The following is a 26,951-nucleotide window of genomic DNA, read 5'->3' as shown; positions in this document are numbered from 1 at the left end:
CCAAGGTTTGTGCGGGGTGTTGACGAAGGAAATTTTTTGCTCCAAGTCATCTAGTAGAGTGGAAAACATGACGAATCTGGATGCGCCGTTGTCTCGCCTGGTACGCGGGAAATCCTTGGTGTCCAAGTTGGCGCACCTGGGAATCGGAACCGTGGGTGACCTGTTGTGGTATCCGCCGCGGCGAATGTATCGCTGGGGGGAGCTAACTCGTTTCGACACCCTTGTTCCCGGCACGGAAGTGACCCTGTTCGCGGCGGTGATGTCGACGCAGCTGGGCTGGACACGGCGTCACGACAAAGCCATGTTCACCGTGGTGCTACAAGATGAGCTGGGCGAAGCTTCGACGTTGTGGGGAGCTACGCGCGGACGGCTCACCGTGCGGTTTTTCGCTAAACATCCTGCTGCCTTGCAGTTTCACGCTAGCCGCCTGGAAAAAGGCACAATTGGGGTGTTTGCGGGTAAACTCTCGGGGCGGGTGGATGGTTTTGGTGGCTCGGGGGAGGCTTTTTTGGCGCATCCGGAATACCAGGTACTCCAGGATTACGACCCGGAGGTTGCTCGTGAGCTCTCCTTGCGCCCGCAACCCCTGTACCACGCTACGGCCGGGTTGCCTTCGTGGAAAATCGAGGGATTGATTACCACCATCTTGGCTGGGGTGGAGGAAATCCCCGAGGCTATCCCCGAGGATTTGCGTGCGCGCTGGGGTTTGCCGACGGCTGCCGAGGCCTTGCAGTGGCTGCATCACCCTCCGGACGAGGCCTCTCATGAATGTGCCTTGGATTATTTACGATATCGCGAGGCTCTGACTTTGGGGGCAGCGCTGGCAAAGGCTCGTCAGCAGGCTAGACTGCGTCCGGCGTGGGCTTCGCCGGCGGAAGTCAATGGAAATGGGGTGATTTCTGCGGACAGTTCACCGGGTGGTGGCTCTGCGGGTGCTTCTGGGGGTGGTTCCGGGGTCATGAGGTGCCATTCGGAAACTGCCGCCACGTCTGACAAAGTGGATATCTCTGGGGGTGGGAAAACCCTGGTGGAGCGGTTCCTTGCCCAGTTGCCTTTTGAACTGACCGCCGGGCAGCTTCGCGCCTGGCAGGAAATCTCGGCTGATATGGCCACGGAAGTCCCGATGAACCGGTTGTTGCAAGGCGAGGTTGGCTCGGGGAAAACGGTTATCGCCGCCCTCGCGGCGATAACCGCTGTCCAAAACGGGTGCCAGGCTGCTTTTATGGCACCCACAGAGGTATTGGCACATCAGCATTTCGAGACCCTGAAGAAACTACTAGGAAATCTGGGTTGTTCCCCTTCGGGCTTGGACGGCACTAAGCCGGAGGGTGACGTGGTAGGACTGCGGTTACTGGTGGGTTCCACCCCAGCCAAAGAAAAATCCGCCCTGCAAACGGCGCTGCAAACCGGGGAACCCTTGATTGTCGTGGGAACCCATGCCTTGTTGAGTAAATCTGTGAAGTTTTCCAAACTGGGTTTGGCGGTAGTGGATGAACAACACCGTTTCGGGGTGGAACAGCGCGTGGCACTGTTGGCGGCGGGTCAGCGCGCCCCACATTTCCTGGCGATGACCGCCACTCCGATTCCGCGCACGGTGGCAATGACTGTGTTTGGGGATTTGGATGTTTCGGTGCTCGCCGAAATCCCTCGGGGACGCGGTGAAGTAAAGACCTTTTTAGTCTCGGAAGATAATGTGGCTTGGGTGGCACGTGCCTGGCGGCGCGCGGCGGAAGAAATCTTGGATGGCGGCCGAGTTTACGTCCTTTGTGCTCAGAAGGCACCTCATGAACCCGTCCCGGGGGACACGGCGGAAAAACCCGACACCGCACCACTCGCGAAACCAACCACCACTGTGCCTTTAGAGGAAGAATTTGGCGGTGCGTCGGGGAACGTGCCGACCTTGGCGCCGGGGCGGGTCTTGCACAATGTCGAGGACACGTTCAGACGGCTGCAAGCCTTGCCGTTTTTCGCGGATACCACTATCACTTGGGTGCATTCCGGCTTGGATTCTGGGGCTAAGCAGCGGGCGATTGCTGATTTTGTGTCCGGGGTGGCACCGCTGTTGGTGTCTACTACTGTTATCGAAGTCGGCATGGATGTCCCCGAGGCTTCGATGATGATAATTCTGGATGCGGATCGTTTCGGGCTGTCCCAGTTGCACCAGTTGCGTGGGCGTATTGGGCGGGGGGTGCGCCCCGGGGTGTGTCTGGCGATTGCGCCCCTGAGCCTGGCGGACACCCCGGCGCGAGAACGCCTCGAGGCTTTTGCTTCGACTCGAGATGGTTTCGCCCTAGCAGAAGCCGATTTGCGGATTCGCCACGAAGGCGACGTCCTGGGCGATACTCAAGCGGGGCGTAATTCGAGGCTCCAAGTATTGTCCCTGGTTCAAGACGCAAAAATTATCGAGGCCGCCAAACAAGCGGCCGAGGAAATCGTGGCCGAGGATGCCCAGCTGGCCAATCACCCCGAATTGGCGCGCCTGGTGTTCGGACTGGGGCAGGGGGGTGAGAATTTGCGTAAATCTTGACCCATATCCCCATTTCTTTGAACCATTTAGTTTAATTCTTGGGTGCGACTTCCAGGAAGCTCACTTGGGTGTCGCCGTAGGTTTTGGTGGTACGGTTCATGAGTTGCGGGGGTAAATCTGGTAGTACTGCCCGCGAAGAACTTTCTAAAATAATGATTCCTGCGGGGGCAAGATGTGTCGCTACGCTCGACAAAACCTGGTCGAGAATTCCAGAATCCAGGGCATAGGGTGGGTCGATGAACACCAGGTCGAAACGCTCGTTGGCACCTAATGAAGCGGCAAACCGAACCGCGTCCGCCCCCACTACCTGCACCCGCTCCCCGGCACTCAGAGCTGCCGCATTGGCACGCAAAACCTGTACAGCACCCCGGGCAGAATCCACCAGCATCGCGTCTGTTGCCCCGCGAGACAAGGCTTCCAAACCCAGTGCTCCGGAGCCGGCAAAAATATCCAAAACCCGTGCCCCGGCAATAACACCTTGGGAATCCAGGCGGGAAAAAATCGCTTCGCGCACCCGTTCCGAAGTGGGGCGAGTCCCCGAACGCGGCACTTGCAAAACTCGTCCACCCCAGGCTCCCGCTACAATCCGTGTCATAGCCCCAAGCCTAGCTTAAAAGCCGCTAACCTTAATAGCGTGACTACAGCGTTATGCCCCGGAACCTTTGACCCCTTTACCTTCGGGCACCTTGATATGGTGCGCCAATGTCTGGCTTTTGCTGACAACGTGGTGGTGGGAGTGGCTGAAAATGTTTCAAAGACCCCCTTGTTTACCCCGGAAAAACGCCAGGAGCTGGCCGAGAAAACATTACGGGAAGCCGATTTGGATACTCTGGTTAACGTCGAGATTATTCCCGGTTTATTGGCGAAATACTGCCAGAAACGTGGAATCGATGTTATTGTAAAGGGGGTGCGCAACGCCTCGGATTTCGATTATGAATCATCCATGAGCCAAATGAATTTGCATTTGGGGGCGCCCCCCACGGTTTTTGTGGCTGGTAGGCTCGGGCTGGCGCATATTTCGTCTTCGATGGTCAAGGAAGTGGCTCGCTACGGGGTGGATATTTTTGACATGGTGAACGTAGAGACCGCCGCAGCGCTCTATGATGTGTTTAGGATAAAACCGCCGCAGGCACGAGGTAAAGTAATCGCAGCCAGATTTGACCAAAACGGGAAGTAAACCAGGAAAGGAGAGTTGGGAAAGTGAGTAATACCGAAACCACCGATGCCGATATAACCGACAAAACCGATAAAACCGAGGAAACCACGGGGATGCCATCGGAAAATACTGGGGCTGATAGCAAGGAATCGTCGCAGGTCAAACCTGGTTCCGAGCCAGCCGAGCCGACGGAGGCCGAGCCCAACAAAGAATCGAACGGCAAATCGAACCATAAACCCGCTGACAAACCAGGCAAAGAACCCGAGGCTTTGACTTCGCAACAGATGATTGCCCAGCTTAACGCCGAGGATTACAAGGGCTCGGAGTTGATGGATGTTTTGGCTGAAATAGAGGCGCTAATCTCGCAGGCCAGATCCTTACCCATGAGTCCTTTCGTGCTGGTCAACAAGGCACAAGCGCTGTCTTTGCTGGATTCTGCCCGCGAAGCCATGCCAGCTGATATCCGCATGGCCAACCAGATTGTGGCTGGAGCCAATGCGGTGATTGAGCGTGCCCAAGAGGAAGCCAATGAAATCCTGGCTAAAGCCCAATCAAAGTCGGAACAGATTCAGGCCGATGCCCATGCTCGCGCTGACGAGTTGATTAACAAGGAACGCATTGTAGTGATGGCTCAGGATCGCGCCGAACAAGTTATTGAAAAGGCTACTAAAATAGCCGAGAATCAAACCAGTGGCGCCGATAAATACTGTGAAGATAAACTTGCGGAACTCGAGGGTATCCTCCGGAAAATGCAGGAACAATCCGCTGCGGGACGAAAGGTTTTGAAGGAACGCGCCAAGTTTGACCCCGAAACGGCTAGTGAAATGAAAGAGACTCATGACTAAACACCCCGACTCTCCCTCCGGAGAAACCGCGTGTCCCGCTCGTCCCGTTCGGCGTGATAAAACTGGCTCTCCCTATCGCCTTGACCTGCACGCTTTGCCGGGCAATCCCGGCTCCCGCCTGGAGTTTGACTGGTGTTTCCCGCTGAGTCCAGAGTGGACCAACAGTGTGGTTACGCTTGAAGGCACGGAAATCCCATGCCGCGTCGAGCTTACGGCCGTCTCTGAGGGCATCTTGGCTCACATCACCGGCGAGGTGGGGACGGTGGCGCAATGTTCGCGTTGCCTCGATCCTGTTCATGAGGTGCTATCCCTGGACGAAACCCAAATGTTCTTTTTCCCTGAATCTTTGGACTCGGCGCGCGAGCAAGCCGGAGAAGACAGCGTAGACATCCTCGAGGTCAGTGATGACAACCAAATCGACTTGGAACCTTTACTGCGGGACAACTTGGTGTTAGCCCTGCCCAATTTGCCGTTGTGTGATGAAAACTGTAGAGGCTTGTGCCCCGATTGCGGCGAACGTCTCGATATGCTGCCTGCCGACCACCACCACGAAAACATCGACCCGCGCTGGGCGGCTTTGGGGGACTTGGCAAAGTCGCTACGGGAAAACCCGGAGGGAGAAAACTAGTGGGAACAGCTATAAACCGCGCGATGCAACTCGATGCTACCTCCGCTGCGTCAAAACTGGATACCTTGGAGCCCTTATTAGAGGCGTGGGGTGAGCGTCTTGACCCAGATTTATTGGTTTTGGCAATGACCCATCGGTCTTTTTCGCATGAACACGGCAAAACTGGGTCGCGCGGAACCAATGAGCGTCTCGAGTTCCTGGGGGACGCAGTGTTACAGATTATCGTCACGGAATATCTTTATCGGAATTTCCCCGACGAACCGGAGGGCACTTTGGCGCAAATGCGTGCGGCCACGGTTTCCCAAACCCCCCTGGCTGAGGTGGCACGAAAAATCCACTTGGGAGAGTACTTACGACTGGGAGTGGGCGAGGATCGCCAGGGCGGTCGCGACAAGGATTCGATTCTCTCGGACACCCTCGAAGCTTTGATTGGGGCAACTTTTCTGTCTTGTGGCCTGTCTGTGACCCGGGTAGTGGTAGAGCGTCATTTGCGACGTTTCTTGCGTAATGCACCGCGCCGTGCGGTTACCTTGGACTGGAAAACAACGCTCCAGGAGCTACTCAGTGCTGCCGATTTGGGCGAGGTCACCTACGAGGTGGTCGCGACCGGTCCCGATCATCAAAAGCATTTTTCGGCTCAGGCTCTGGTGGAGGGTGAGAACTGGGGAGAAGGACAGGGGAGTTCCAAAAAAATCGCGGAACATCAGGCGGCCGAAGCTGCTGTCGCCACTTTGGCGCAACGCTGTCCCGAGGTAGTCGGCTCGGAAATCCGCCAGGATTTGTTCCCGGGTGGGAATCCTGATGCCTGAATTGCCTGAAGTAGAGACGATTCGCCGCAATCTTAGCTCGCACCTCTTGAACACGTGCGTTACCGCCGTAAGTGCCCCAACGCATCCGCGTAGCTTACGTTTCCAGCCGGGCGGGTTTTCGCGGTTTCATGAGTTGCTAGTCGGAAAGCGACTTGAATCAGTATCACGCCGGGGCAAATTTCTGTGGTTGGAGCTTTCCGGAAATCAAACCGCCTGGTGTTTCCATTTGGGCATGTCGGGACAATTACGCCTGGCAGCTGGGGATATAACCGCTTTGCCGCATGAGCGATTGCGCTTCACCCTAGATAACGGATTGGAACTGGTGTTTTGTGACCAGCGCACCTTTGGTCATACCGAGGTCCGCGCCTTGGAGCCCACGACTGATGGGGCTCCGGGCGGGATGGGAACCGAGCAGGCACTGCTGCCTGCGGGTCTAGGTCATATTGCCCGTGATGTGCTCGATCCGAATTTGGATGTGAGCTGGGTTGTATCGAGGCTGCGAAGCTCGCGCCGCGCGATTAAAACCAAGTTGCTTGACCAGGCAACGGTGTCTGGAATCGGGAATATTTATGCTGATGAAACCCTGTTTGCGGCGGGGGTTCATCCTGCGACCTTGGCGAAGAATCTGAGTGGGGAGGATTTGCGTAACCTGCTAGAGGTTGCCGCTAGTGTCATGCGCCACGCTCTGGAATTTGGGGGTACGTCTTTTGACCAGCTGTATGTGGATTCGTGGGGCAATCCCGGGGATTTCGCTTCGGAGCTGCAGGTTTATGGTCGTGGCGGCCAGGCTTGTCATCAGTGTGGCCAGGCTCTGGATAAGATAGTGCTAGACGGGCGAGCTACGGTGTTTTGCGCGCACTGCACGCCCGCACATCACCCCGCAGTAAGAAAGGCTGATTAATGATTGAACCCGCCGAAACTCGTGTGATGATTGTTGATGACCACGAGATTGTGCGCCGTGGCATTGCGGAAATTGTGGATCGTGCCCAAGGGCTGGTGGTAGTGGCAGAGGCCGGTAGTGTCAGCGAAGCCCTGTCGCGCGCGGAACTGGCTAATCCCAACGTGGTGTTGGTGGATTTGCAGTTGCCGGACGGTACCGGGATTGACTTGATGGGACAACTGCGGATTTTAGTGCCCGAATCACGTTGTATCGTCTTGACTTCTTTTGATGATGATGCGGCTTTGGCGGAATCTCTCGAAGTAGGGGCGGCGGCGTATCTGTTGAAAACCGTGGCTGGAGTCGAGATTGCCAATGTTATCAAGGCCGTGGCTGCTGGGCGGACACTGCTCGATGAACGCACCGTGACGCGTTCATCTTCCAAGCATGCCGACCCCACCGAGAGTCTGACTCCGACGGAGCGAAAAATCTTGAATTTGATTGGCGACGGGCTTTCGAATCGCGAGATTGGTGAATCCTTGGGAGTGGCCGAGAAAACCGTCAAGAATCACATTACCGCGTTGCTTTCCAAGATGGGCTTGCAGCGGCGTACCCAGGTGGCCGCGTGGGTGGCTTCTCAGAAGGCTGCCGCCTGGAGACAGCCTTCAGTGCGTTAAATACACTGCGGGTGTTATCCGTTATCCGCTACGTTTTGTTTCAATCGTAAGGATGTTACTACCATATAGTCGATTACGCGCTCAGGGGAATGCACCAGGTCAGTTTCGCGCCTCGCACTCCATCGTCGCGGTTTTCCAGGTTCATCTGTCCGAAATACACCGAGGCACGTGCCGCCATATTGGACAGCCCAGAATGCCGTCCCACAGTTTTTTCCAGTCCCACTCCGTCATCGGTAATCTCGAGGCGCATTAAGCCGTTTTTTTCGGTTTTCAGGGGTACATTGGGGCTGATTCGGGGGCAATCATGAGGTGCTAGTTTGGAATCTGTCCAGATTTGAGCTTCAACCATTACTTCGGTGGCGTGGGCGTGACGAGCCACATTCGTAAGTCCTTCCCGTACCACGGCGATGGCATCGGCTATTTGGTTGTCGTCAAGGATTCCAGCCAAGCGAGCTTGTAGTTCGCGAGTATTGTCTTTTCGGAACAGCTCGTTGTTCAGTTTCAATACCAGTGAGGGCGCGAAACCTAGGGATCGTCGAGCCAACGAGGTTTCGTGTCCCAGACCTCCCACCAAATCCAGTTCGGAGGCATCCGCGTCTTTCAGGCTGCTGACGATGCGGCGAATCTGGCTGATGGATTCCCCTACTGCCGTCAAGGCCAGGTCGAGTGTCTTCGATACATCATCGTCGGCGATTTTCCCAGATTCCAGGTCACTTTTCAGGGATTGTAACTGGAGAGAACTGGCAAAGAGTTGTTGTATTGCTAGGTCGTGCAAATCCCGGGCGATGCGTTGGCGTTGCTCCAGCAGGGTGGCGCGATCCTCGGCGTGGCGGATAGCGGACAGGCGTAATGCAAGGGTGGCTTTTTTCGCCAAATCTGCGGCGGCCTTCAAATCTGGCTCGGTGAACTCGGGTTTACCTGGATTACGGAACAGGATAATGACCCCGGTGGCTATCCCGTGGTTGCTCATCGGGGCGTAGAGTGCGGCTCCGAATCGCGACAGGGCGGGGATACGCAAAGAATGGGCACGTTCCATCGAGGGCACGATTATGCCCACATTGGAGTGAATCACCTGTTGGGCACGTCCTTCGGGAGGAAATTCGAGTCCGAGCATTTCTGATTGGGCTTCTCCGGCGGTAATCTCGCTGATGTACTTGCCGCCTAAACTCGGCAACACAATCAGGGCTGTGTCGGCTTGGGCAGCTTTCAAAGCTGAGCGGCAAATCAAACTCAGGGCAGCTTCTTCGTCGGTGTCTTCCAGTAGCGCCACGGTGATACGTTGGCTCATCTCGTTGTAACGGTTTGAGGTTTCCAGTTTCAACCGCAAGGTTTCCAGGGTTTCTTTGGTTTCTGCTTCGGATGGATGGTGCTTTTCAGACATAGGTTTTTTCCTGTTCCAAAGCCCAGCGGTATTCCGCTTGTCGTTCAACCAGTTCAGCGTGGGTTCCGCGAGCGATAACCTCGGTGGTGCCTCCTGTTTCGGTTTTGGCCATCACCAGTACCTCGTCGGCGGCTCCTAATGCGGATAAACGGTGGGTTACCAGCAGTACCCCGCGTTCCCCGCTTTTTCCGGTGGTCAGCAAATCGCCCACTAGCTGGTCGGCCATTTCTCCGTCCAAATGTTCCCCTGGCTCATCTAAGGCTAGCAGTCGCGCCGGGGATGCCAAGGCGCGTGCTAGGAGGATGCGGCGTCGTTCTCCGCCGCTCAGTGCGGCACCATCCATCCCCAGGGTGGTCTCTAGGCCGCGTGGGGCGGCTTGTAGCCAGGTTCCCATCCCAGCTTGTATCATGAGTTTCTCGGCTTCTACCGATCCCACATTATTCCGGGAGACCCGGATGTTCTCTAAGACGGAGGTTTGGAAAATATGGGCATCCTCGGCGGTCATAATAATCGTGGTGGCGACATCTTCGCGAGGAATCTCGCTCAGAGGTTTTCCCCCCAGAGTTAGGGTGCCGGAAACGGGATGAATCAATCCCGCTAGGGTGTACAGTAGCGTGGATTTACCGATTCCTGATTGCCCCACCACAGCCAATGCTTTACCAGGGCGCAGTTCCAGATTGATACCATGCGCTACCACTGGGCCACCTGGCCATCCGATAGCGAGGTCTTGCGCAACTAAAACCGGTTCTATTTCCACCGTTGACGCTGCGTCAGTGGCAGCGGTGCTTCCAGATTTTTTCGCGCCAGCGGTGTCAGCTTTATCAGACGGGATAACCACCACTGGGTGACTAGCTGTCAGAGTCTCTTCCTGGTCTTCGCGCTGTATCCGTTCTAGGGCGGCTTCGACTGATTTCTCTCCCCCCATCAGTTCCACCAGTCGCGAGGTTGCCGCCCCGGAGGAAACCAGTTGTACCGCAGCGGGTGCCAACTGGGCGGTGCCTTCGAAAGCGGCCAGCGGTGCCAACACTAAAATTGCCAGATTTACGTCCCACAGTTGGCCGGATAACACCAGGGGAGTCCCAATCAGGAACCCGCACAGTACCGCCAAACCCATCGCAAAGTTATCAATGAAACTGGCGATGGCAGCGGGTCTCGCAGCCTGGTCTTTCAAAGCTTGAATGTCTTGTTCCACTGATTCAAGGTGTTCCTTAGCTTCGGCCAGCCGTCCGGAAACTGCCAATTCCGGGGCGTTCATCAACAGGGTTTGGGCACTGGCGCTGAGCTCGATTTGGGCGTGTTGCGCCGCCAATTCGGCAATTCGGGCGGATCGAATCGTTAACATCGGTCCCACTACTCCGGCCAGCAGCAGACACAGTGCCAAAGCTAGGGCAGCCAGAGGGGAATAAAAAGCAAAAAGAATCACGGTGCCCAATCCGGTTATTGCCGTCACTGTTACCGGTAATACCGATTTCACAACGAAATCCCCTACGGAGTCGACATCCCCCCCGGTACGTGCCAAAATTTCGCCCCGTCGTAAAGCCGCAATATTGTTGGTGGGGCGATCGGCCAGAATTCGGTACACGGTGTGGCGCAGGTTCGCGACTCCCACCAGCGCCACCTTATGCGAGGCCAGTCGTTCCAAATACCGAAACAATGCCCGCCCAATCCCGAACATACGTACGCATACGGCGGTTATCGCCAAGTCCATCCACAGTGCGTCGGGTTGAGAGGCACGCGCAATCATCCACGCGGCAATCACCGATAGTCCGATGGCGCTGACCAAAGTCAGCACACCCAGGCCGATAGCCAAGGACATATTCCCGTGTTTCAGGTTCATCATTCGATAAGTCAGTTTCAGACTGCGGATTTCCTGGCGGGTCATGAAAGGACTGACCTTTACGGTTTTTTTTGTAGTTTTCTGGAGCCGGTTCATGCACTTACCTCCGCGTCAGCAAAGTCAAGATTCAATATTAGGGGTGGTAGGTCTTCCCGCCCGTCGGGTTTGCGCCGTCGGGGACGCGGTTTTGGTTTCGCGGCTTGTTCAGCGAGAATCTGGGCTTCTTTCTCGGCGGGGGTGAATTCCCTGGTAGTGACGGGGATGATTTCATCGGCTAGGTTCAACACGGCTTGACGGTGTGCAATGACCACCACGGTTTTCCCAGAGGCCTTTAGAGCGCGAATCCCTTCGATTACCAGAGTTTCCAGACTGGCATCTAGATGTGCCGTGGGTTCGTCCAAAACGATGAACTGGGCGGTATTAACCAGGGCTCGGGTCAGTGCCAAGCGTTGCCGTTGCCCCACCGACAGTCCGACCCCACCCGCTCCAAGTTTGGTATGCCACCCAGCGGATAGTGACTCAACTACTTCGGCGAACTTAGTGGTTTGTGCCGCTTTCATGAGTTGCGGACTTGGGTTTGTGCCGCTTTCGCCCAGGTTTTCTAACACTGTCCCGGGCAGAATGGCGGGATTTTGTGGTACCCAGGCGCATTGTTTCCACCAGGAGCCCGGGTCTATATCCCGCAAATCCGTCTGGGAACCAGTGGCATCTTGCACGGTTATTGTCCCCGAATCCAGGGTCTGCAGGGCTAGTAGGCTCATAGCAGTGGTAGTTTTCCCAGCCCCGCTCGGTCCAGAGAGTGCGTAAATCTTTCCTGGCTCTATCAAAGCGTTAAGCGAGGCTGGAGCCCACATTCCCCGGGCTTTCACCCCAACGTCTTTTAATTTCAAGGTGGCGGTTTCCAGATTCGGAGCTGCTTGGGTGCCGGTTTCCGGCAGGGGAACCTCTAAAATAGTAAAAGCGGCTTCCGCAGCGGTGACTCCGTCGGAGGAAGCGTGAAACTGCTTGCCCACCTGCCGTAGCGGTTCGAAAACTTCGGGGGCGAGCATAATCACCACTAGACCGGTAAACAGGTTCAGTTGCCCGCCCAGCATCCGCCAGCCGACCTCTACGGCGACAATAGCCACGCACAGGGTGGTGAGGAACTCGAGCACTCCGCCGCTCATGAAGGCAACCCGTAGAGTTGCCATGGTGGAACGCGTGTATTCATAGCCCACACTTTTCACCTGACGGGCGGGTTCTTTTTCGCGTCCCAGAGCCTTCAGAGTGGCTAATCCGGCCAGCAAATCCACCAATTGCCCCCCCATACGTTTCATAGAGGCCAAACGCTTATCGGCATACTCTTGGGTCAGTTTCCCAATCAAAATCATGAACAGGGGGATAAGAGGGATGGTGATTCCCGTGGCGATGGCACTGGGCCAATCCAGAATCAAAATCACCAACAATGTTGCGGGAGTTACGGTCGCTGAAAGTAAGAGTTGCGGCAGGAAGAACACAAAGTATGCGTCGAGATCTTTCAGTGCCTGCACCACAGTGGTAACCGTGTCTTGGGCATGTTGGGTTTGCCAGCGCGGACCGAGTTTAGTGGCGTGCGTCAACACTTTGCCCCGTAGTTCCTGGATAGCGCCGCTGGCGGCACGGTGGCCGAACCACTGGCGAATCAACAGGGTAGTGGCTCGGGCAATCAGCACTCCCAGCAGTCCTAGCAAGGTTGGGGTGATTACTTCGAAACCGACATGGTGGCTGATTACCGCTGAGGCCGCGTTAGCAATCAGCAAATCCTGGCCGATAATCAAGGCTGCGGAAAGAAATCCTAATACCGTGATGAAGATGATATATCCACGCGCGCTTTTCGCGTATTTCATGAGTCTCGGGTCTAGTGGTTTCACACCTTAACATTGTCATAAACCGAGGAAATAATCTATTTGTGTAAAAACTGTTGGGCTCGGCTTTACAGCCGAGCCCAACAAGAATGTGGCCAGAAAAACTAACCCACTAGGAAGTTTGCTCCTTCACGAATCTTTCCAGGTTCCAAACCACCAGGGGTACCTGGGCTAATGCGAGACCGGAACATATACACGGACCAAATGGTGTATCCCAGCACCACGGGCACCAGAATGACGGCCGCGATGGTCATCACTATTTGGGTACCAGGTGTGGCGGAAGACTCCCAGATGGTTAAGGAGTATTTCTCGGTGTTAATCGAGGACTTCATCACGTAGGGGAAAATCATAGCGAATACCCACGCTACGGCGAAGGCAACCCCGGCGCTGTTGAAGATGAAAGCCTTGCCGATGCTCCGCTGGAAAGCGAAGAATAGCCCCACAATCAGGCACACGGCCGCAATCACCAAGAAAATCAGGGCGAAGATAAAGCCTGCACCCATGTAGGCGAAGGTTCCCCAGATGGCGAAGACAGCGGTCAGCGCGGTGGAAACCAAAGCCAACTTGGGAGCCAAAGCCTCGGAACGTTCGCGAACCTCGTCGGTGGTCTTCAATGAGAGGAACAAAGCGCCTTGAGTCAAACACAGCGAGGCAATCACCAGACCGCCCAAGAGATTGAACACGCCGTTGATGGGACTGGGAACATTGTAGAACAATGACAGCAACTGTCCCAGTGGCATATCGCCTAACCCAATCAGGTTATGAACGTGCTTTGACGGGTCAATCTCATCAGGGGGGATGGGCGTAAATGGTTGCTTGGGATCAACCACTGCAATCATCATCCCGGAAACCAGATTACCGAAGGCGGTTCCTAGCAGAATCGGCACCAGCCAGGCACTGATGGTGTGTCCCCAGTCCCACTTGTTACGCCAGGATTCGCTGTCTACCTTATTGCGCCATTCAATAGCTGAAATTCGGACAATCAAGCACACTAGAATCAGGAATAACGCCAGGTACATACCGGAGAACATCACAGCGTACCACTCTGGCGAGGATGCAAAGGTGGCACCTCCAGCGGTTAGAAGCCATACCTCGTTACCATCCCAGTGTGGACCAATCGAACGTACAATCTGACCACGCTCGGTATCGCTCTTGCCGATAATACGCATCAGCATCCCGGTGCCAAGGCCATAGCCTTCTAGAATCAAGTATCCAGCCCAGAGGACGGCAACCAAGATAAACCATAGTATTTGCAATATCATTGCCATGAATCAAATCCTCCTTAGTATGCGAATGAGAGTTCTTGTGAGGCGCTAACTGGGCCACCATCTGAGGCCGGGGTGTTAATGCCTTCTTTCGAGTATCGCACCAGCAGTTTGAACCAGATTATTCCTAGAACTAGGTACAATAGGGTGAATACGACAAGAGAAATCAAGAATTCCACCGGACTTACCACACCGGACAAACCATCGCCGGTGAGCATGTATACCCCAGCGCCCGCGTTTTGCACGGTCATATCTGCATTAAAGGCGTCTTGGTTGGGATAAACAATAAAGGGTTGGCGCCCAATTTCGGTCATAATCCAGCCGAAGCTAACGCCGAGGAATGGCATCGGGAGGGTAATCAATGCGAGATTCTTCAAGCCACGCGAAGTGGAAACCCGACCGCCCCGAGTCTGGTATAGACCTAACATGGCCAAAGCAGCCATGAAAATACCTACCCCCATCATCAGACGGAAAGACCAGAACACCGGCAAGACCGAGGGTGCATACTTTGCCCAAGAATAACCGGCCACATCACCTTTACCACGTAAGCCAGAGGTATTGGTGGTGTCAATGTTGGGAGCCTTATCTTTGAAGTATTTCTGGGCGTTTTCCAACATAGCCTGGGTACGATCCGAAGAATCCGCAACACCAGCGATGGTACGCGAGAAAGAGTTATGTGCCACGAAACCGAGCAAGCCCGGAATTCGGCCGATACCGACTTCGGTTACTTCGTACTTCGAACCGCTATTTTCCCCGGCACCTTCCTTGAGGACTGGATCAGGGCATTCCGAAAAGGCGAACAAAGCCAAGTTGCCGGATTCACCCGCACACAGCCCCTCAGCAGCTGCCATCTTAGCGGGCTGGTAGTACACCAGGTGTTGTCCCTGGAGGTGGCCGGAAGCCACTGTCAACAGGCCGGCTGCCAGCATGATAGTCATGCCCCAACGGGCGATTGGACGCCACACTTCCCGAGCCTCGGTTTCACCGATACCACCCTGGCTAGCGGCACGAACCATCCACCAGATGGAGATTCCGGCCACTACGGTGGCGGCTAAGAGAATAGAGGAAGTCACAACGTGGAGTACTGCCAACCACATGGTTGAGTTAGTCACCACTGAAAAGAAAGCCAGCGCCCCATTCAGTTCTGCACGGCCGGTTTCGGGGTTGAAAACTGCCCCGACCGGGCGCTGCATCCAGGAGTTTGCGCCAATAATCCACAACATAGACGTGTTGACCCCGGCCATAACCAGCCAGGCCACCACGACGTGAGCTTTCTTTGAAATCTTGCCCCAGCCAAAAATCCACACGCCGAGGAATGTGGACTCCATAAAGAATGAGAGTAAAGCCTCAAAAGCTAGGGGAGCGCCGAAGATGTCGCCGACAAAGCGAGAGTACTCAGACCAGCCCATGCCGAACTGGAACTCTTGCACGATGCCGGTGGCAACACCCAAGGCAAAGTTAACAAGGAACAGTTTTCCAAAGAACCGTGTCGCCTTCAGCCAGTACTCCTTGCCGGTGCGGTACCACAGTGTCTCCATAAGTGCTACCAGCAAGGACATGCCGATGGTGAACGGAACCAGGATGAAGTGGTAGACGGTAGTTACACCGAACTGCCACCGCGCCAAATCTAGGCTGTCAAGCAGCCCCATCGAGACGACGGTCACCTTAATCCGCCTTTCCGTAGAGTTAGTAGAAATTGCATTTGGCTCTAGAAATTCTTTTTATCCCCTGGGGGAGCCAGAAAATCCTGAGTTGGAACATAATTTACCCTAAAATTTTACCAATAGGTGAATTTCCGAGCCTCGGGTTGCTTTTGGGAGCAGATTTCTTCCCGATGCGCTAGTATGAGTCCATGGGTAAAGCTGGTGTAGGCAACCAACACCAGAACGGGTAGACAGTTGATATCCACCGTAATCTCTTGAGATACAGCGGTTCTGAGTCCCCATCAAAGACTTCCGTTCCTGGTTGAATCCAGGGGCGACGATGTTTTGCCTCGCTTGGGGTTGCAAGGCGGAGGCAAAGGAGTTCAAGTGAATAAGACAGTTGAATCAAAAACCAGCGATGCTGCGGAAAAATCCGGGCGAGCTGCGGCCAAAAAGAGTAATGCTCAGGCTCTCGCAGCCGCGAATTTATTGTTCCAGGCACCTGATTTTTCAAGTTTTACGGCGGAAAATGGGGATGCAACTCATGAAACCGCAAAAAAAACGACACGCACCCGCCAAAGGCAGCGTAATTCCAGTTCTGAAAATGATGAAAAAGACAACACTAGTGAAGCTAAAATAGCTAGTGAGTCCAAAAAATCCTCAGAAACCAAGAAAAACCGACGTAAAAACGACGATTCCTCTGATAACGCTGCTGAAAAGGTTGCAAAGAGTAGCGACAAAGGCGATTCTACCAGCATCGACAGCGGTGAAACCGCCACCACAACCAAACGCAAGCGCAGTCGCACCAGTAAAACGGAAGACCCACACGGTACCGGTACCGCGACGGAAAACGAGGTGACACGCCGTCACCGCCGTCGCATTCGTAGTGATGCCGATACTGAAAATGACTCGCAAGTCCAAGCCTTGGAAGGCTCCACCCGTTTGGAGGCCAAAAGAATCCGACGCAAGGCCGGACGTAAAGAGGGACGTAAACGCACCCCCATCACTGAAAGCGAATTTTTGGCGCGTCGCGACAGTGTTAAACGTGAAATGGTAGTTCGGGGGCGTGATGGCTTGAATCAAGTCGCGCTGCTGGAAGATGGGCTGTTGGTGGAACACTACGTGTCGCGCCACACCCAAACCACCATGGTGGGCAATGTTTACCTGGGTAAGGTTCAAAATGTCTTATCCTCGATGGAGGCCGCTTTTGTTGATATCGGCAAGGGACGCAATGCGGTACTCTATGCCGGGGAAGTGAACTGGGACGCAGCGGGGCTGAACTCGAAAACTGGACGTATCGAGGAAGCACTTAGTCCCGGAGATATGGTGCTAGTCCAGGTAACCAAGGATCCAATCGGCCACAAAGGGGCGCGTTTGACCTCCCAGATAACTCTGGCGGGGCGCCACCTGGTTTTGGTTCCCAGTGGGGCAATGACTGGGATTTCACGCAAACTACCAGAAGAGGAACGTAAACGTCTCAAGACAGTACTGAAAACCATGATTCCCGCTGGTTTCGGGGTGATTGTGCGCACTGCTGCCGAGGGAGCCACCGAGGAACAGCTGCGCGTTGACGTGGAGCGTTTGGTAAAAATCTGGGAAGACATTGAAAAGAAACGTGCCCGGCCACGAAACTCTCCGCAACTGTTGCATGCTGAACCGGAACTGGCGGTACGGGTAGTGCGTGACATCTTTAACGAAGATATTTCCAGCCTGACCATTCAAGGCGAAGAAGCATGGCACACGATTTCCAAGTATGTCAAGGAATTGTCCCCGGAACTGGGAGAGCGGCTGCATTTTTGGGAAGACGATTCCGATGTGTTCGCGGCTCATCGCATTGATGAACAACTAGCCAAGGGCTTTGAACGCAAGGTATGGCTGCCCAGCGGTGGTTATCTAATCATCGACCGTACCGAAGCCATGACAGTGATTGATGTGAACACAGGGCGCTACATCGGGGCGGGTGGCACCCTGGAAGAAACCGTGACCAAGAATAACCTTGAAGCCGCCGAAGAAATCGTGCGGCAACTGCGGCTGCGTGACATCGGCGGCATCGTGGTGATTGACTTTGTAGACATGGTGATTGAATCCAACCGTGACCTGGTGTTACGCCGCCTGGTGGAATGTTTGGGGCGTGACCGTACCCGCCACCAAGTCACTGAGGTAACCTCGCTGGGGCTGGTACAGATGACCCGCAAGCGTGTTGGGCAAGGCCTGGTAGAGGCCTTTTCCACCCAGTGTGAATGCTGTGATGGGCGCGGGTTCATTGTCCACGATGTACCGGTCGAAAACAACGGGCAAGCCCCGGAAGACGTGGTGAAACATTCTAATCGTCGAGGTTCCTCGGGGGGCGCTACGAACCGGAAGCGCAACGTTGCCAAGTCGGTAAAAGAAACCAAGCCGGAAGTACGCCAGACCATGGCGGGGATTGCGGCGGCGGCTCATGCTCAAGAAGAACCCACGGAAAGCCAGGCCACCACGACAAAAGGCAAATCCGGTGCTATAAAGAAAACTAAATCCGCTGGGGATGTGCAAACTAGTGAATCTAGCGAAATCACCACCGCTGCTGACACGGACACTGCTATCGCAACAAAAGCTCCGACGAAAACCACTGCCAAGAAACGCTCTGCCAAGGAACTGGAGCGCGCCAAAGAGAAACCCGCATTAACTGCCGGGGAAACCAGGCGAGAAATCACCTCCAGCGCTGTGCCTGGAACCACTCCGACCCGGCGACGCCACCGTCGCGCGGTGTCTACCGGGGTAATCAATACCGATTCCACCGGGGCAGATATCGTCGTTTCCGATAACTAACCCGGAGCGTGCCGTGGCGAATCTGTTGGGAGGGCAAAACCTCTGCGTGGAATACCCGGACAAAGTCTTGCTAGACCACGTCACTTTGGGGGTATCAGCCGGGGATCGCTTAGGAATAGTGGGGCGCAATGGGGATGGCAAATCGACGCTGTTGCGGGTACTTTTTGGAGTGATTTCACCCGATGCTGGTTTGGTTACACGCCGGGGTGGGCTGCGGCTGGCTCTCTTGGGGCAAGACGATATGCTCAGTGGCGCTGACACGGTAGAGCGGTTGCTGTTGGGGTCTCGCCCCGTTCATGAGGTGCTAGCCGAGGCGCGAGCGCGCGATGTTTTGGACGGGCTTTGCTCTGGAATAGCATGGGAATCTCGAATAGAAGAACTCTCCGGGGGACAACGCCGCCGCCTGGCCTTAGCGAAACTGTTGCTAGGCGAATGGGACGTGATTGGTCTGGACGAGCCTACTAACCACCTCGATCTTGAGGCTGTGACTTGGCTGGCGAGGCACTTGCGACACCGGTGGGCAACTAACAACGGGGCACTGCTGGTGGTGACCCACGACCGCTGGTTCCTGGATGCGGTGTCCCAAGACACCTGGGAAGTTCACGACGGAATCGTGGAGCCTTTCGAGGGCGGTTATGCAGCCTACATCCTGGCGCGGGTAGAGCGTGACCGCCAGGCGGCACTAGCCGCCGAGAAACGTGCGAACCTGTTGCGTAAAGAACTCGCGTGGCTTCGTCGCGGAGCCCCGGCGCGAAGCTCTAAACCAAAGTTCCGGGTCGAGGCGGCCACGGCCTTGATTGCCGATGTACCCCGCCCACGCGACACGGTGGAGTTGGTGAAACTCGCAACCCAACGGCTGGGAAAAACCGTGATTGACCTGGTGGACGTGGACTTTTCATATCAGGGTGAAGACGGCACGCCGGTACTGCAGGACGTGACCTGGCGGATTGCTCCAGGGGAACGCGCTGGGATTCTGGGAGCCAATGGGGCGGGAAAATCTACCTTGTTGGGGCTTATCGCGGGGGAGCTGGTGCCCACCAGGGGGAGGCGACGCGAGGGAAAAACCGTGCAGCTTGGGGTTTTAGACCAAGAATTCCGTGCGTTGAAAGACATTTCTGGCTATCGAGTATATGAACTTTTAGGCAAGCTCAAGGGAAATTTCGAGATTGACGGCAAAGAGCTGACTCCCTCTCAGATGCTGGAGCGCTTGGGTTTCAATACCTCGCAGTTACAAGCCAAAATCGAGGTGCTCAGCGGGGGACAGAAGCGTCGCTTACAGATTTTGCTGCTACTGCTCGAGGAACCCAATGTGTTAATCCTGGATGAACCGACCAACGATATTGACACTGATACCCTTACTGCCCTAGAAGATGTGCTGGATGTGTGGCCTGGTACGTTACTGGTGGTTTCCCACGACCGTTACCTCTTGGAGCGTATCACTGATACTCAGTACGCGGTGATTGGGCATCATCTGCGTCACCTTCCCCGGGGAATCGAGGAATATCTGGAATTACAGGATGACAGCCGGAAAACCGGGATGGCACCTCATGAATCCGCGCCCAACACCACCAAGTCACCGAACACTACCTACACGTCCCCCGGGCTCAGCGCACCCCAGGCAGCCTCGAAAGCTGCGCCCCCCAGTGGTGCCAATAATTACCAGAAACAAAAGCAACTGGCCGCCCTGGAACGAAAAATCGAAAAAAGTCTCGCCCGACAACGCGACATTGAAACCGAGATGAGCCAAAGTGACCCGGCCGATTATGCCCACCTAGCCGCGCTGGCTAAAAACCTTGAAACCGAAAAAACTACCCAGGCTGGCCTAGAAGAGGAATGGCTGGAACTGGCCGAGTAGAATGGGCGTATGACTGACCCTACCCCGACGGTACCCCAGGGTATCCCTGAACTTGATGCGTGCCAACCCGCTGCCACGGTGCATCGCGCCCAGATGCTAATCATCACCGGTATGAGCGGCGCCGGGCGTTCCCAAACCGCCCAAGTCTTAGAAGACCTTGACTGGTACGTGGTGGATAACCTGCCGCCGCGAATGCTGCAACCCCTGGCGCGCATGATGACCCCGGAAGGCAACGGGGTACACCGCCTGGCGGTGGTGGTAGATGTGCGTTCACGCAGTTTCTTTTCTGAACTGATGACCACACTTGACCAGCTGCAAGAAGCCCACATCGAACACCAAACCCTGTTTCTGGATGCCTCCGATTCGGTGTTGGTGCGTCGTTATGAACAGGTGCGCCGTCCCCATCCGCTACAAGGCAAAGGGCGGATTCTAGACGGAATTCAAGCCGAGCGGGGGTTGCTGGCACCCATCCGCGACCGGGCGAATCTGTATATCGACACCACGAATTTTTCGGTGCATGACCTGGCGCGCAAAATCCGTGACATTGTTTCGGAAGGCAAGGACGCGGGGCTGAACATAACGGTGATGAGTTTCGGTTTCAAGTATGGCTTGCCGCTGGATGCCGACCATGTGGTGGATGTAAGGTTTTTCGCCAATCCGTATTGGGTCAGCGAACTGCGCCACCTGTCGGGCAAGGATGAAGCGGTGGCGAAATACGTGTTGGAACGTCCCGGGGCACGCCAGTTTGCCGAAAACTATGTCAACGCTTTGGCGCCGGTGTTGAACGGGTATTTGGACGAGTTGAAGCCTTTTGTGACGATTGCGGTGGGGTGCACCGGGGGACGGCACCGCTCGGTGGCGATGTGTGAATATATTGCGGGTTTGCTGCGAGATAAACATTTTTCGGTGCGCGCGACCCACCGGGATTTAGGCAAGGAATAGCTATGCAATGGCCAGCTGTGGGGAAGAATCCTAGGTCAAAGGATAACGATGTCTGAATCCAGTTTTCAGTTTATTCCGCCTCCGGGGGCGTGGCCGGGTCGCATGCCCCAACCCAAAGTGGTGGCTTTCGGAGGCGGGCATGGTTTGTACGCGACTTTACAGGCTTTGCGTCACGTCACCACGAATCTGACGGCGGTGGTGACGGTGGCGGATGACGGAGGTTCTTCGGGGCGCTTGCGTCGAGAGATGGACTTGATTCCGCCGGGGGATTTGCGCATGGCTTGCGCGGCGTTGTGTGACGAGAGTGAAAATGGCTTTACCTGGCGGGATATCCTGCAGTTTCGTTTTGCTACCACCGGAGAATTAAATGGTCACAGCCTGGGGAACCTGCTGATTGCGGGTTTGTGGCAGATCCTGGATGACCCGGTGGTTGGTTTGGACTGGTTGATGCAGCTTTTAGGGGCGAAAGGGCGGGTATTGCCGCTTTCACGAGTTCCCATGGAGATTGCGGCGGAAATCGAGTCTGACGGCGTGTTGAATACGGTTAAAGGCCAGTCGCGAATCGCGAAAACCCCGGGTTTGATCCGTTCGATTCAGCTTAATCCGCCCGACGCTCCGGTGACCCCGGAGGTGTTGGCGGCGGTGGCGGCCGCTGATTGGGTTGTGTTGGGACCCGGATCGTGGTTTACCTCGGTGCTGCCGCATTTACTGTTGACTCCTTTGCGTCGAGCGTTGTCGGAATCGACGGCGTGTAAGGCAGTGGTATTGAATTTGTCGCGGCAACGCGGGGAAACCCAGGATTTGCCTTTGCCTGACCATTTGCGGGTGTTGAATGATTACGCCCCGGATTTGGGTTTGAATATTGTGATTGGTGATCCGGGGGCGGTCGAGGATATCGACGGCTTGGCGCGAGTAGCAGAGTCGATGCACTGCGAGGTGATGTTGCGTCAGCTCTCTATTGGGGATGGGACGGCGCGTCACGATTCCTTGCGTTTAGCGGCGGCTTTCCGCGATGCCATGAGTGGCCATTGGGGGGATTTGGCTCCCCTTACGGAGCTGGATAATCATTAATGCGATAGATTGGTTTCCTTGAACGGCGCGCCGGGGTGGCGCTGGGGCGTCACTTGGAACATCGGTGGTGTAGTGGGAATTTACGGGAATGGAGTGTTGAAGACATGTCGTTGACGGCTGCGGCTAAAGATGAACTGGCTCGGGTGGTGGTGCAGTCACGCACGGATTTTCGTGCCGAGGTGGCGACTTTGCTGCGTTTTGCTGGCGGATTGCATTTGGTGGCGGGCAATATTGTCATTGAAGCCGAGTTGGATAGTCCTTTGGCGGCCAAGCGTTTGCAGATTGCTTTGGTTGATTTGTATCATGCGGCTTCCTCGGTGGTGGTGGTTCACGGCGGAGGGATTCGTAAATCGGATCGTTTCGTGGTTCGTGTGGTGCAGAAGGCGGAAAAGTTGGCTCATGACACGGGTTTGTTAGATAAGGCGGGGCGTCCGGTACGGGGGTTGCCCCCCGAGGTCGTTTCGGGGTCGATTACGGCTTGCGCAGCGGCGTGGCGTGGAGCGTTTTTGGCGCGCGGTTCTTTGACGGAACCGTCGCGTTGCGCGGCGATAGAGATTACGTGTCCCGGCTCGGAGTCTGCCTTGGCTTTGGTGGGGTTGGCGCGGCGTTTGGATGCAGTGGCAAAGTCGCGCGAGGTACGCCAGATTCAACGAGTGGCGGTGCGTGAAAATGATTCCATCGTGACTTTGTTAGAGCGTATGGGTGCGGTGCAGACCTTGGCGGCGTGGTCTGATCGGCGTGATAAACGTGAGAAGCGCGGGGAAGTGAACCGTTTGGCGAATTTTGACGATGCGAATATGCGTCGTTCGACCCGGGCGGCGGTGTTGGCGGGGGCGCGGGTGCGTCGAGCTTTCGAGATTCTGGGGGATGACATTCCGGAGCATCTGATAACTGCGGGTCGTTTGCGATTGGAGCACAAGCAGGCTTCTTTAGAGGAGTTGGGTCAGCTTTCTGATCCGCAGTTAACAAAGGATGCGGTGGCGGGGCGCATTAGGCGCTTGCTGGCGATGGCGGATAAAAAAGCTCGTGAGCTGGGTATTCCGGATACCGAGGCTGGGCTGAACCCGGATATTCTGGATGCCTAGGTGTTTTGGGAGCAGAGTGCGTTTGGGGGTGTCTCGGGGTTGCTTCCGGGTCGCTCGGGGGGATTTGTGTGGGTTCATGAGGTGCTTTCTGGGACTTTCGGGCCATTTTGTTCGCTAATGGATTAATCGAGGGGCGCTGGGCAAGAGTCTAGGAACTTTTTAGGATTTTATGAGTGACTTTAACCCCCGAAACGGTGTAGATTTTAAGTGCTGGTTGACTAATAACCAGGGGCTCGGATTTTTCGGTTTGAGTCTTCGATTACCTACAGTGCTAAACCGCACAAAATGGAGGAAACTGTGACTGTCCGTGTTGGCATCAATGGCTTTGGCCGTATTGGCCGTAACTTCTTCCGCGCTGCTCTCAAGCGAGGCGCGGACATCGAAATCGTCGGTGTAAACGACTTGACCGACAACCACACCCTGTCTCACCTGCTCAAGTATGACTCAGTGACGGGTCGTCTGGGTAAGGAAGTATCCTACGATGACAAGTCCATCACGGTTGATGGCAAGAGCTTTGCCGCTATGGCAGAACGCGATCCGGCTAACTTGCCTTGGGGTGATTTGGGCGCGGACATTGTGATTGAGTCCACCGGTTTCTTCACCGATGGCGATGCGGCTCGCGCTCACATCAAGGCTGGTGCCAAGAAGGTCATCATCTCTGCTCCGGCTAAGGGGAATGTGGACGCTACCTTCGTGGTTGGTGTTAACCACACTGATTATGATCCGGCGAAGCATGATGTGGTTTCTAATGCTTCTTGCACCACCAACTGCTTGGCTCCGATGGCTAAGGTTTTGGACGATGTGTTCGGTATTGAATACGGCTTGATGACCACTATCCACGCCTACACTGGGGATCAGCGTATTCACGACGCGCCGCACAAGGATTTGCGCCGTGCTCGCGCCGCTGCCCAAAACATTGTGCCGACCTCCACCGGGGCGGCTCGCGCAGTGGCTTTGGTTCTGCCGCAATTGAAGGGCAAGCTTGATGGCTACGCTTTGCGCGTGCCGGTGATTACCGGTTCGGTCACTGACCTCAGCTTTATCCCGAAGAAGTCTGCTTCTGTCGAGGAAGTTAACGCGGCGATGAAGGCTGCGGCCGAGGGCGCTTTGAAGGGCGTTCTGGATTACAACGACGAGGGCATCGTTTCCACTGATATTGTTACTGATTCGCACTCTTCTATCTTTGACGCACCGTTGACCAAGAAGGTAGACAACATGATTAAGTGTGTGTCTTGGTACGACAACGAGTGGGGCTACTCTAACCGCGTGGTTGACTTGGCCGAGTTCATCGGGAAGCAACTCTAGGCCTTGAGGTTTTGAACATGTGGGCGCCTGATACCTTTACTAGGCTCAGGCGCCCACGTCTTACTGTCTGTTATAGAGAAGGAAAAATATGCTGAAAACTATTGAATCTTTGGGTGATTTGACTGGTAAACGGGTGCTGGTGCGCTCGGATTTCAACGTGCCCCTCAAAGACGGTGTCATAACCGATGATGGTCGGATTCGGGCGGCTTTGCCAACTTTGAAGAAGCTCTTGGACGGGGGAGCAAAGGTCATCGTGATGGCGCACTTGGGTCGCCCCAAAGGCCAGGTAAACCCCGAATTTTCTTTGGCTCCGGTGGCCAAGCGACTCGAGGAACTAATCGGTGCCAAGGTGACTTTGGCTGCTGATACTACTGGTGCGGATGCTCAGGCTAAAGCGGAGGCACTGCCGGCCGGCGAAATCTTGATGTTGGAAAATGTGCGTTTCGACCCGCGTGAGACTTCCAAGGATGATGGGAAGCGTGCCGAGTTTGCTGCCGAGATGGCGAAGTTGGCGGACTTGTTTGTTTCTGATGGCTTCGGGGTGGTTCACCGTAAACAGGCCTCTGTTTACGACATCGCGAAGTTACTGCCGGCAGCCGCTGGTTTGCTGGTGGTTAAAGAGATTGAGTCTTTGCGCAAGGCCACGGATAACCCGGAGCGTCCCTACACGGTGGTTTTGGGTGGATCGAAGGTTTCCGACAAGCTTGGGGTGATTGCGAATCTGTTGACCAAAGCGGATAGCCTGATTATTGGGGGAGGCATGGCCTTTACTTTCCTGGCGGCTCAGGGCTACCGGGTGGGTAAGTCCCTGTTGGAATCTGACCAGATTGACACGGTAAAGGGCTACCTCGAGAAGGCCAAGCAAAACGGCGTTGACCTGGTGTTGCCGGTTGACGTGGTGGTTGCCCCCGAGTTTAAGGCTGAAGCTCCCGCGACCGTGGTGTCTGCCGATGCCATTCCGGAAGACCAAATGGGATTGGATATTGGGCCGAAGTCCCGTGAAAACTTTGCGGCCAAGATTGCCCAGTCCAAGACCGTGGCATGGAACGGACCGATGGGGGTCTTTGAATTCGAGGCCTTCGCGGCGGGCACTAAAGCGGTGGCTCAGGCCTTGCAGGATGGCGATTGCTTCAGTGTGGTTGGTGGCGGAGATTCGGCCGCTGCGGTGCGCTTGCTTGGTTTTGATGAATCGAAGTTCTCGCACATCTCCACCGGTGGCGGGGCTTCACTAGAGTTATTAGAGGGCAAGGTTTTGCCCGGAATTGCAGTATTGGAGGGTTAATTATTATGGCAAGAATTCCACTTATGGCAGGTAACTGGAAGATGAACCTCGACCATCTCGAGGCAATCCAGTTGGTGAACCAGTTGCATTTGGATCTCGCGGATCATCATCATGATTTCGATGCGGTTGAAGTCGCGGTGATTCCGCCTTTCACCGACATTCGCTCCGTGCAAACCACGATTGACGGCGATAATATGAAGATTCGCTACGGCGCCCAGGATGTGTCTGTCCACGACAACGGGGCTTTTACTGGCGAGGTCTCCACCGCGATGCTGACCAAGCTGGGTTGCACCTATGTGGTGGTGGGGCACTCGGAGCGCCGCGAATACCACAATGAAACCGACGCGGTGGTCAATGCCAAGGCTCGCAAGGTTTTGGCCGCTGGTATGGTACCGATTGTTTGCTGTGGCGAAGCGTTAGATGTGCGCAAGGCTGGCAAGCACGTGGAACACGTTTTGGGTCAGATTGCGGCTGATTTTGCCGATATTTCGGCGGCCGAAGCCGAGAAGTGCGTGGTGGCTTATGAACCGATTTGGGCGATTGGGACTGGCGAAACCGCTACCCCCCAGGATGCCCAGGAGGTCTGTGGTGCTATCCGCCAGAAGCTGGCGGAAATCTACAGCGCGGAGGTCGCGGACAAGATGCGCATCCTCTACGGTGGTTCCGTGAAGTCCGCAAATGTGGCTGACATCATGGCCGAACCGGATGTGGACGGCGGCCTGGTTGGCGGTGCCTCCTTGAAGGCCGAAGAATTCGGCAAGATTTGTCGCATCGGCAAGTAGCTTGCCTGGTTTTTGGAGCCGACGGTTTCCTGTCGGCTCCAAAATTTTTAAAAATCCAGTGTGATATTTCTCACATTTAGCCCAAAACCCTGCGGGGGGAGGGTGGGAATAGGTTTTCCTGGAGCAAAAAAATTTCGGTCAGGTTTTCCTAAGTGAACATGCACAGGAGGAAAATCTCATGAACAGGTCATGAATTATGGCGGTGGGGGCAGCTCTGTCCCTCAGCTCTGTCCCTGATTGGAAGCCTGGGCTTGGCAGTGCCGGCCTATGCCTCAATAGAGGTGGAGCCCAAT

At 55.3% G+C, this 26,951-nt stretch carries 21 protein-coding genes; 15 read left to right on the top strand and 6 right to left on the bottom strand.

From position 1 onward, the window contains the following. Window positions 1-67: 67 nt before the first annotated feature. Window positions 68-2,527: an ATP-dependent DNA helicase RecG gene (locus F4555_RS04995; RefSeq protein ID WP_004012259.1), complete on the top strand. Its 2,460-nt coding sequence runs from the start codon at window positions 68-70 to the stop codon at window positions 2,525-2,527. A 31-nt stretch (window positions 2,528-2,558) separates the two neighbouring features. On the opposite strand, the gene rsmD is transcribed toward F4555_RS04995, so the two are convergent. Then, window positions 2,559-3,122, bottom strand: coding sequence for a 16S rRNA (guanine(966)-N(2))-methyltransferase RsmD (gene rsmD, locus F4555_RS04990; RefSeq protein ID WP_004017882.1), 564 nt, complete (start codon window positions 3,120-3,122; stop codon window positions 2,559-2,561). Between the two features lie 39 nt (window positions 3,123-3,161). Between rsmD and coaD the strand changes: the two genes are divergently transcribed. From coaD to F4555_RS04960, 6 genes are read left to right on the top strand one after another with little or no spacing between them, the layout of a single operon-like run. Further along, window positions 3,162-3,704: a pantetheine-phosphate adenylyltransferase gene (gene coaD, locus F4555_RS04985; protein WP_169769901.1), complete on the top strand. Its 543-nt coding sequence runs from the start codon at window positions 3,162-3,164 to the stop codon at window positions 3,702-3,704. Between the two features lie 23 nt (window positions 3,705-3,727). Next, window positions 3,728-4,528 carry an ATP synthase subunit B family protein gene (locus F4555_RS04980; RefSeq protein WP_115326014.1) on the top strand — a complete coding sequence of 267 codons (801 nt, stop codon included), beginning with the start codon at window positions 3,728-3,730 and terminating at the stop codon, window positions 4,526-4,528. Further along, a complete protein-coding gene (locus F4555_RS04975) occupies window positions 4,521-5,156 on the top strand; it encodes a YceD family protein (protein WP_115326015.1) in 636 nt (211 codons plus the stop codon). Before F4555_RS04980 ends, F4555_RS04975 begins: the two co-directional genes overlap by 8 nt. A gap of 23 nt (window positions 5,157-5,179) precedes the next feature. Beyond that, window positions 5,180-5,965 (top strand): ribonuclease III, encoded by a 786-nt coding sequence (gene rnc, locus F4555_RS04970; RefSeq protein WP_169756981.1) that lies wholly within the window; start codon window positions 5,180-5,182, stop codon window positions 5,963-5,965. Then, window positions 5,958-6,866: a bifunctional DNA-formamidopyrimidine glycosylase/DNA-(apurinic or apyrimidinic site) lyase gene (mutM, locus tag F4555_RS04965; RefSeq protein ID WP_036342251.1), complete on the top strand. Its 909-nt coding sequence runs from the start codon at window positions 5,958-5,960 to the stop codon at window positions 6,864-6,866. Before rnc ends, mutM begins: the two co-directional genes overlap by 8 nt. Then, window positions 6,866-7,519, top strand: coding sequence for a response regulator (locus F4555_RS04960; protein WP_004012269.1), 654 nt, complete (start codon window positions 6,866-6,868; stop codon window positions 7,517-7,519). Before mutM ends, F4555_RS04960 begins: the two co-directional genes overlap by 1 nt. Window positions 7,520-7,592: 73 nt before the next feature. Here F4555_RS04960 and F4555_RS04955 read toward each other — a convergent pair whose 3' ends face one another. The 5 genes from F4555_RS04955 to F4555_RS04935 form a co-directional block, all read right to left on the bottom strand. Then, complete coding sequence (locus F4555_RS04955) at window positions 7,593-8,900, bottom strand: sensor histidine kinase (protein ID WP_004016699.1); 1,308 nt, start codon at window positions 8,898-8,900, stop codon at window positions 7,593-7,595. Continuing rightward, window positions 8,893-10,833: a thiol reductant ABC exporter subunit CydC gene (gene cydC / locus F4555_RS04950; protein WP_115326016.1), complete on the bottom strand. Its 1,941-nt coding sequence runs from the start codon at window positions 10,831-10,833 to the stop codon at window positions 8,893-8,895. The genes F4555_RS04955 and cydC overlap by 8 nt, the downstream gene beginning before the upstream one ends. Beyond that, complete coding sequence (gene cydD / locus F4555_RS04945) at window positions 10,830-12,626, bottom strand: thiol reductant ABC exporter subunit CydD (RefSeq protein ID WP_115326017.1); 1,797 nt, start codon at window positions 12,624-12,626, stop codon at window positions 10,830-10,832. Before cydD ends, cydC begins: the two co-directional genes overlap by 4 nt. Before the next feature lie 98 nt (window positions 12,627-12,724). Further along, window positions 12,725-13,882: a cytochrome d ubiquinol oxidase subunit II gene (cydB, locus tag F4555_RS04940; protein WP_430010689.1), complete on the bottom strand. Its 1,158-nt coding sequence runs from the start codon at window positions 13,880-13,882 to the stop codon at window positions 12,725-12,727. A 20-nt stretch (window positions 13,883-13,902) separates the two neighbouring features. Next, window positions 13,903-15,534 carry a cytochrome ubiquinol oxidase subunit I gene (locus F4555_RS04935; protein ID WP_039886256.1) on the bottom strand — a complete coding sequence of 544 codons (1,632 nt, stop codon included), beginning with the start codon at window positions 15,532-15,534 and terminating at the stop codon, window positions 13,903-13,905. Between the two features lie 381 nt (window positions 15,535-15,915). On the opposite strand from F4555_RS04935, the gene F4555_RS04930 reads away from it, so the two are divergent. From F4555_RS04930 to tpiA, 8 genes are all read left to right on the top strand, one after another. Beyond that, window positions 15,916-18,336: an Rne/Rng family ribonuclease gene (locus tag F4555_RS04930; RefSeq protein ID WP_169756974.1), complete on the top strand. Its 2,421-nt coding sequence runs from the start codon at window positions 15,916-15,918 to the stop codon at window positions 18,334-18,336. A 13-nt stretch (window positions 18,337-18,349) separates the two neighbouring features. Further along, entirely contained in the window at window positions 18,350-20,191 is a 1,842-nt protein-coding gene (locus tag F4555_RS04925) for an ABC-F family ATP-binding cassette domain-containing protein (RefSeq protein WP_004015768.1), read from the top strand. Between the two features lie 9 nt (window positions 20,192-20,200). Then, window positions 20,201-21,133: an RNase adapter RapZ gene (gene rapZ / locus F4555_RS04920; RefSeq protein WP_004012278.1), complete on the top strand. Its 933-nt coding sequence runs from the start codon at window positions 20,201-20,203 to the stop codon at window positions 21,131-21,133. A gap of 48 nt (window positions 21,134-21,181) precedes the next feature. Beyond that, window positions 21,182-22,204 (top strand): gluconeogenesis factor YvcK family protein, encoded by a 1,023-nt coding sequence (locus tag F4555_RS04915; RefSeq protein WP_004015769.1) that lies wholly within the window; start codon window positions 21,182-21,184, stop codon window positions 22,202-22,204. Between the two features lie 104 nt (window positions 22,205-22,308). After that, complete coding sequence (whiA, locus tag F4555_RS04910; RefSeq protein WP_004012280.1) at window positions 22,309-23,289, top strand: DNA-binding protein WhiA; 981 nt, start codon at window positions 22,309-22,311, stop codon at window positions 23,287-23,289. 297 nt (window positions 23,290-23,586) lie between these two features. Beyond that, window positions 23,587-24,594, top strand: coding sequence for a type I glyceraldehyde-3-phosphate dehydrogenase (gene gap / locus F4555_RS04905; RefSeq protein WP_169756973.1), 1,008 nt, complete (start codon window positions 23,587-23,589; stop codon window positions 24,592-24,594). Window positions 24,595-24,685: 91 nt separating this feature from the next. Further along, on the top strand, window positions 24,686-25,876 hold the full coding sequence (locus tag F4555_RS04900) for a phosphoglycerate kinase (protein WP_115326128.1): 1,191 nt from the start codon (window positions 24,686-24,688) through the stop codon (window positions 25,874-25,876). A gap of 5 nt (window positions 25,877-25,881) precedes the next feature. Beyond that, window positions 25,882-26,658 carry a triose-phosphate isomerase gene (gene tpiA / locus F4555_RS04895; RefSeq protein ID WP_004015772.1) on the top strand — a complete coding sequence of 259 codons (777 nt, stop codon included), beginning with the start codon at window positions 25,882-25,884 and terminating at the stop codon, window positions 26,656-26,658. Window positions 26,659-26,951 lie beyond the last annotated feature (293 nt).

The organism is Mobiluncus mulieris, assembly GCF_014204735.1.
Lineage (GTDB): Bacteria > Actinomycetota > Actinomycetes > Actinomycetales > Actinomycetaceae > Mobiluncus > Mobiluncus mulieris.
This window is presented reverse-complemented; position numbering and strand designations above follow the sequence as displayed.

Bases quoted from the DNA above. Each gene is read 5' to 3' on its own strand.
- F4555_RS04995 (WP_004012259.1), top strand. From the start codon at position 68: ATGACGAATCTGGATGCGCCGTTGTCTCGCCTGGTACGCGGGAAATCC.
- rsmD (WP_004017882.1), bottom strand. From the start codon at position 3,122: ATGACACGGATTGTAGCGGGAGCCTGGGGTGGACGAGTTTTGCAAGTG.
- F4555_RS04975 (WP_115326015.1), top strand. From the start codon at position 4,521: ATGACTAAACACCCCGACTCTCCCTCCGGAGAAACCGCGTGTCCCGCT.
- rnc (WP_169756981.1), top strand. From the start codon at position 5,180: ATGCAACTCGATGCTACCTCCGCTGCGTCAAAACTGGATACCTTGGAG.
- mutM (WP_036342251.1), top strand. From the start codon at position 5,958: ATGCCTGAATTGCCTGAAGTAGAGACGATTCGCCGCAATCTTAGCTCG.
- F4555_RS04960 (WP_004012269.1), top strand. From the start codon at position 6,866: ATGATTGAACCCGCCGAAACTCGTGTGATGATTGTTGATGACCACGAG.
- F4555_RS04955 (WP_004016699.1), bottom strand. From the start codon at position 8,900: ATGTCTGAAAAGCACCATCCATCCGAAGCAGAAACCAAAGAAACCCTG.
- cydC (WP_115326016.1), bottom strand. From the start codon at position 10,833: ATGAACCGGCTCCAGAAAACTACAAAAAAAACCGTAAAGGTCAGTCCT.
- cydB (WP_430010689.1), bottom strand. From the start codon at position 13,882: ATGATATTGCAAATACTATGGTTTATCTTGGTTGCCGTCCTCTGGGCT.
- F4555_RS04935 (WP_039886256.1), bottom strand. From the start codon at position 15,534: ATGGGGCTGCTTGACAGCCTAGATTTGGCGCGGTGGCAGTTCGGTGTA.
- rapZ (WP_004012278.1), top strand. From the start codon at position 20,201: ATGACTGACCCTACCCCGACGGTACCCCAGGGTATCCCTGAACTTGAT.
- F4555_RS04915 (WP_004015769.1), top strand. From the start codon at position 21,182: ATGTCTGAATCCAGTTTTCAGTTTATTCCGCCTCCGGGGGCGTGGCCG.
- whiA (WP_004012280.1), top strand. From the start codon at position 22,309: ATGTCGTTGACGGCTGCGGCTAAAGATGAACTGGCTCGGGTGGTGGTG.
- tpiA (WP_004015772.1), top strand. From the start codon at position 25,882: ATGGCAAGAATTCCACTTATGGCAGGTAACTGGAAGATGAACCTCGAC.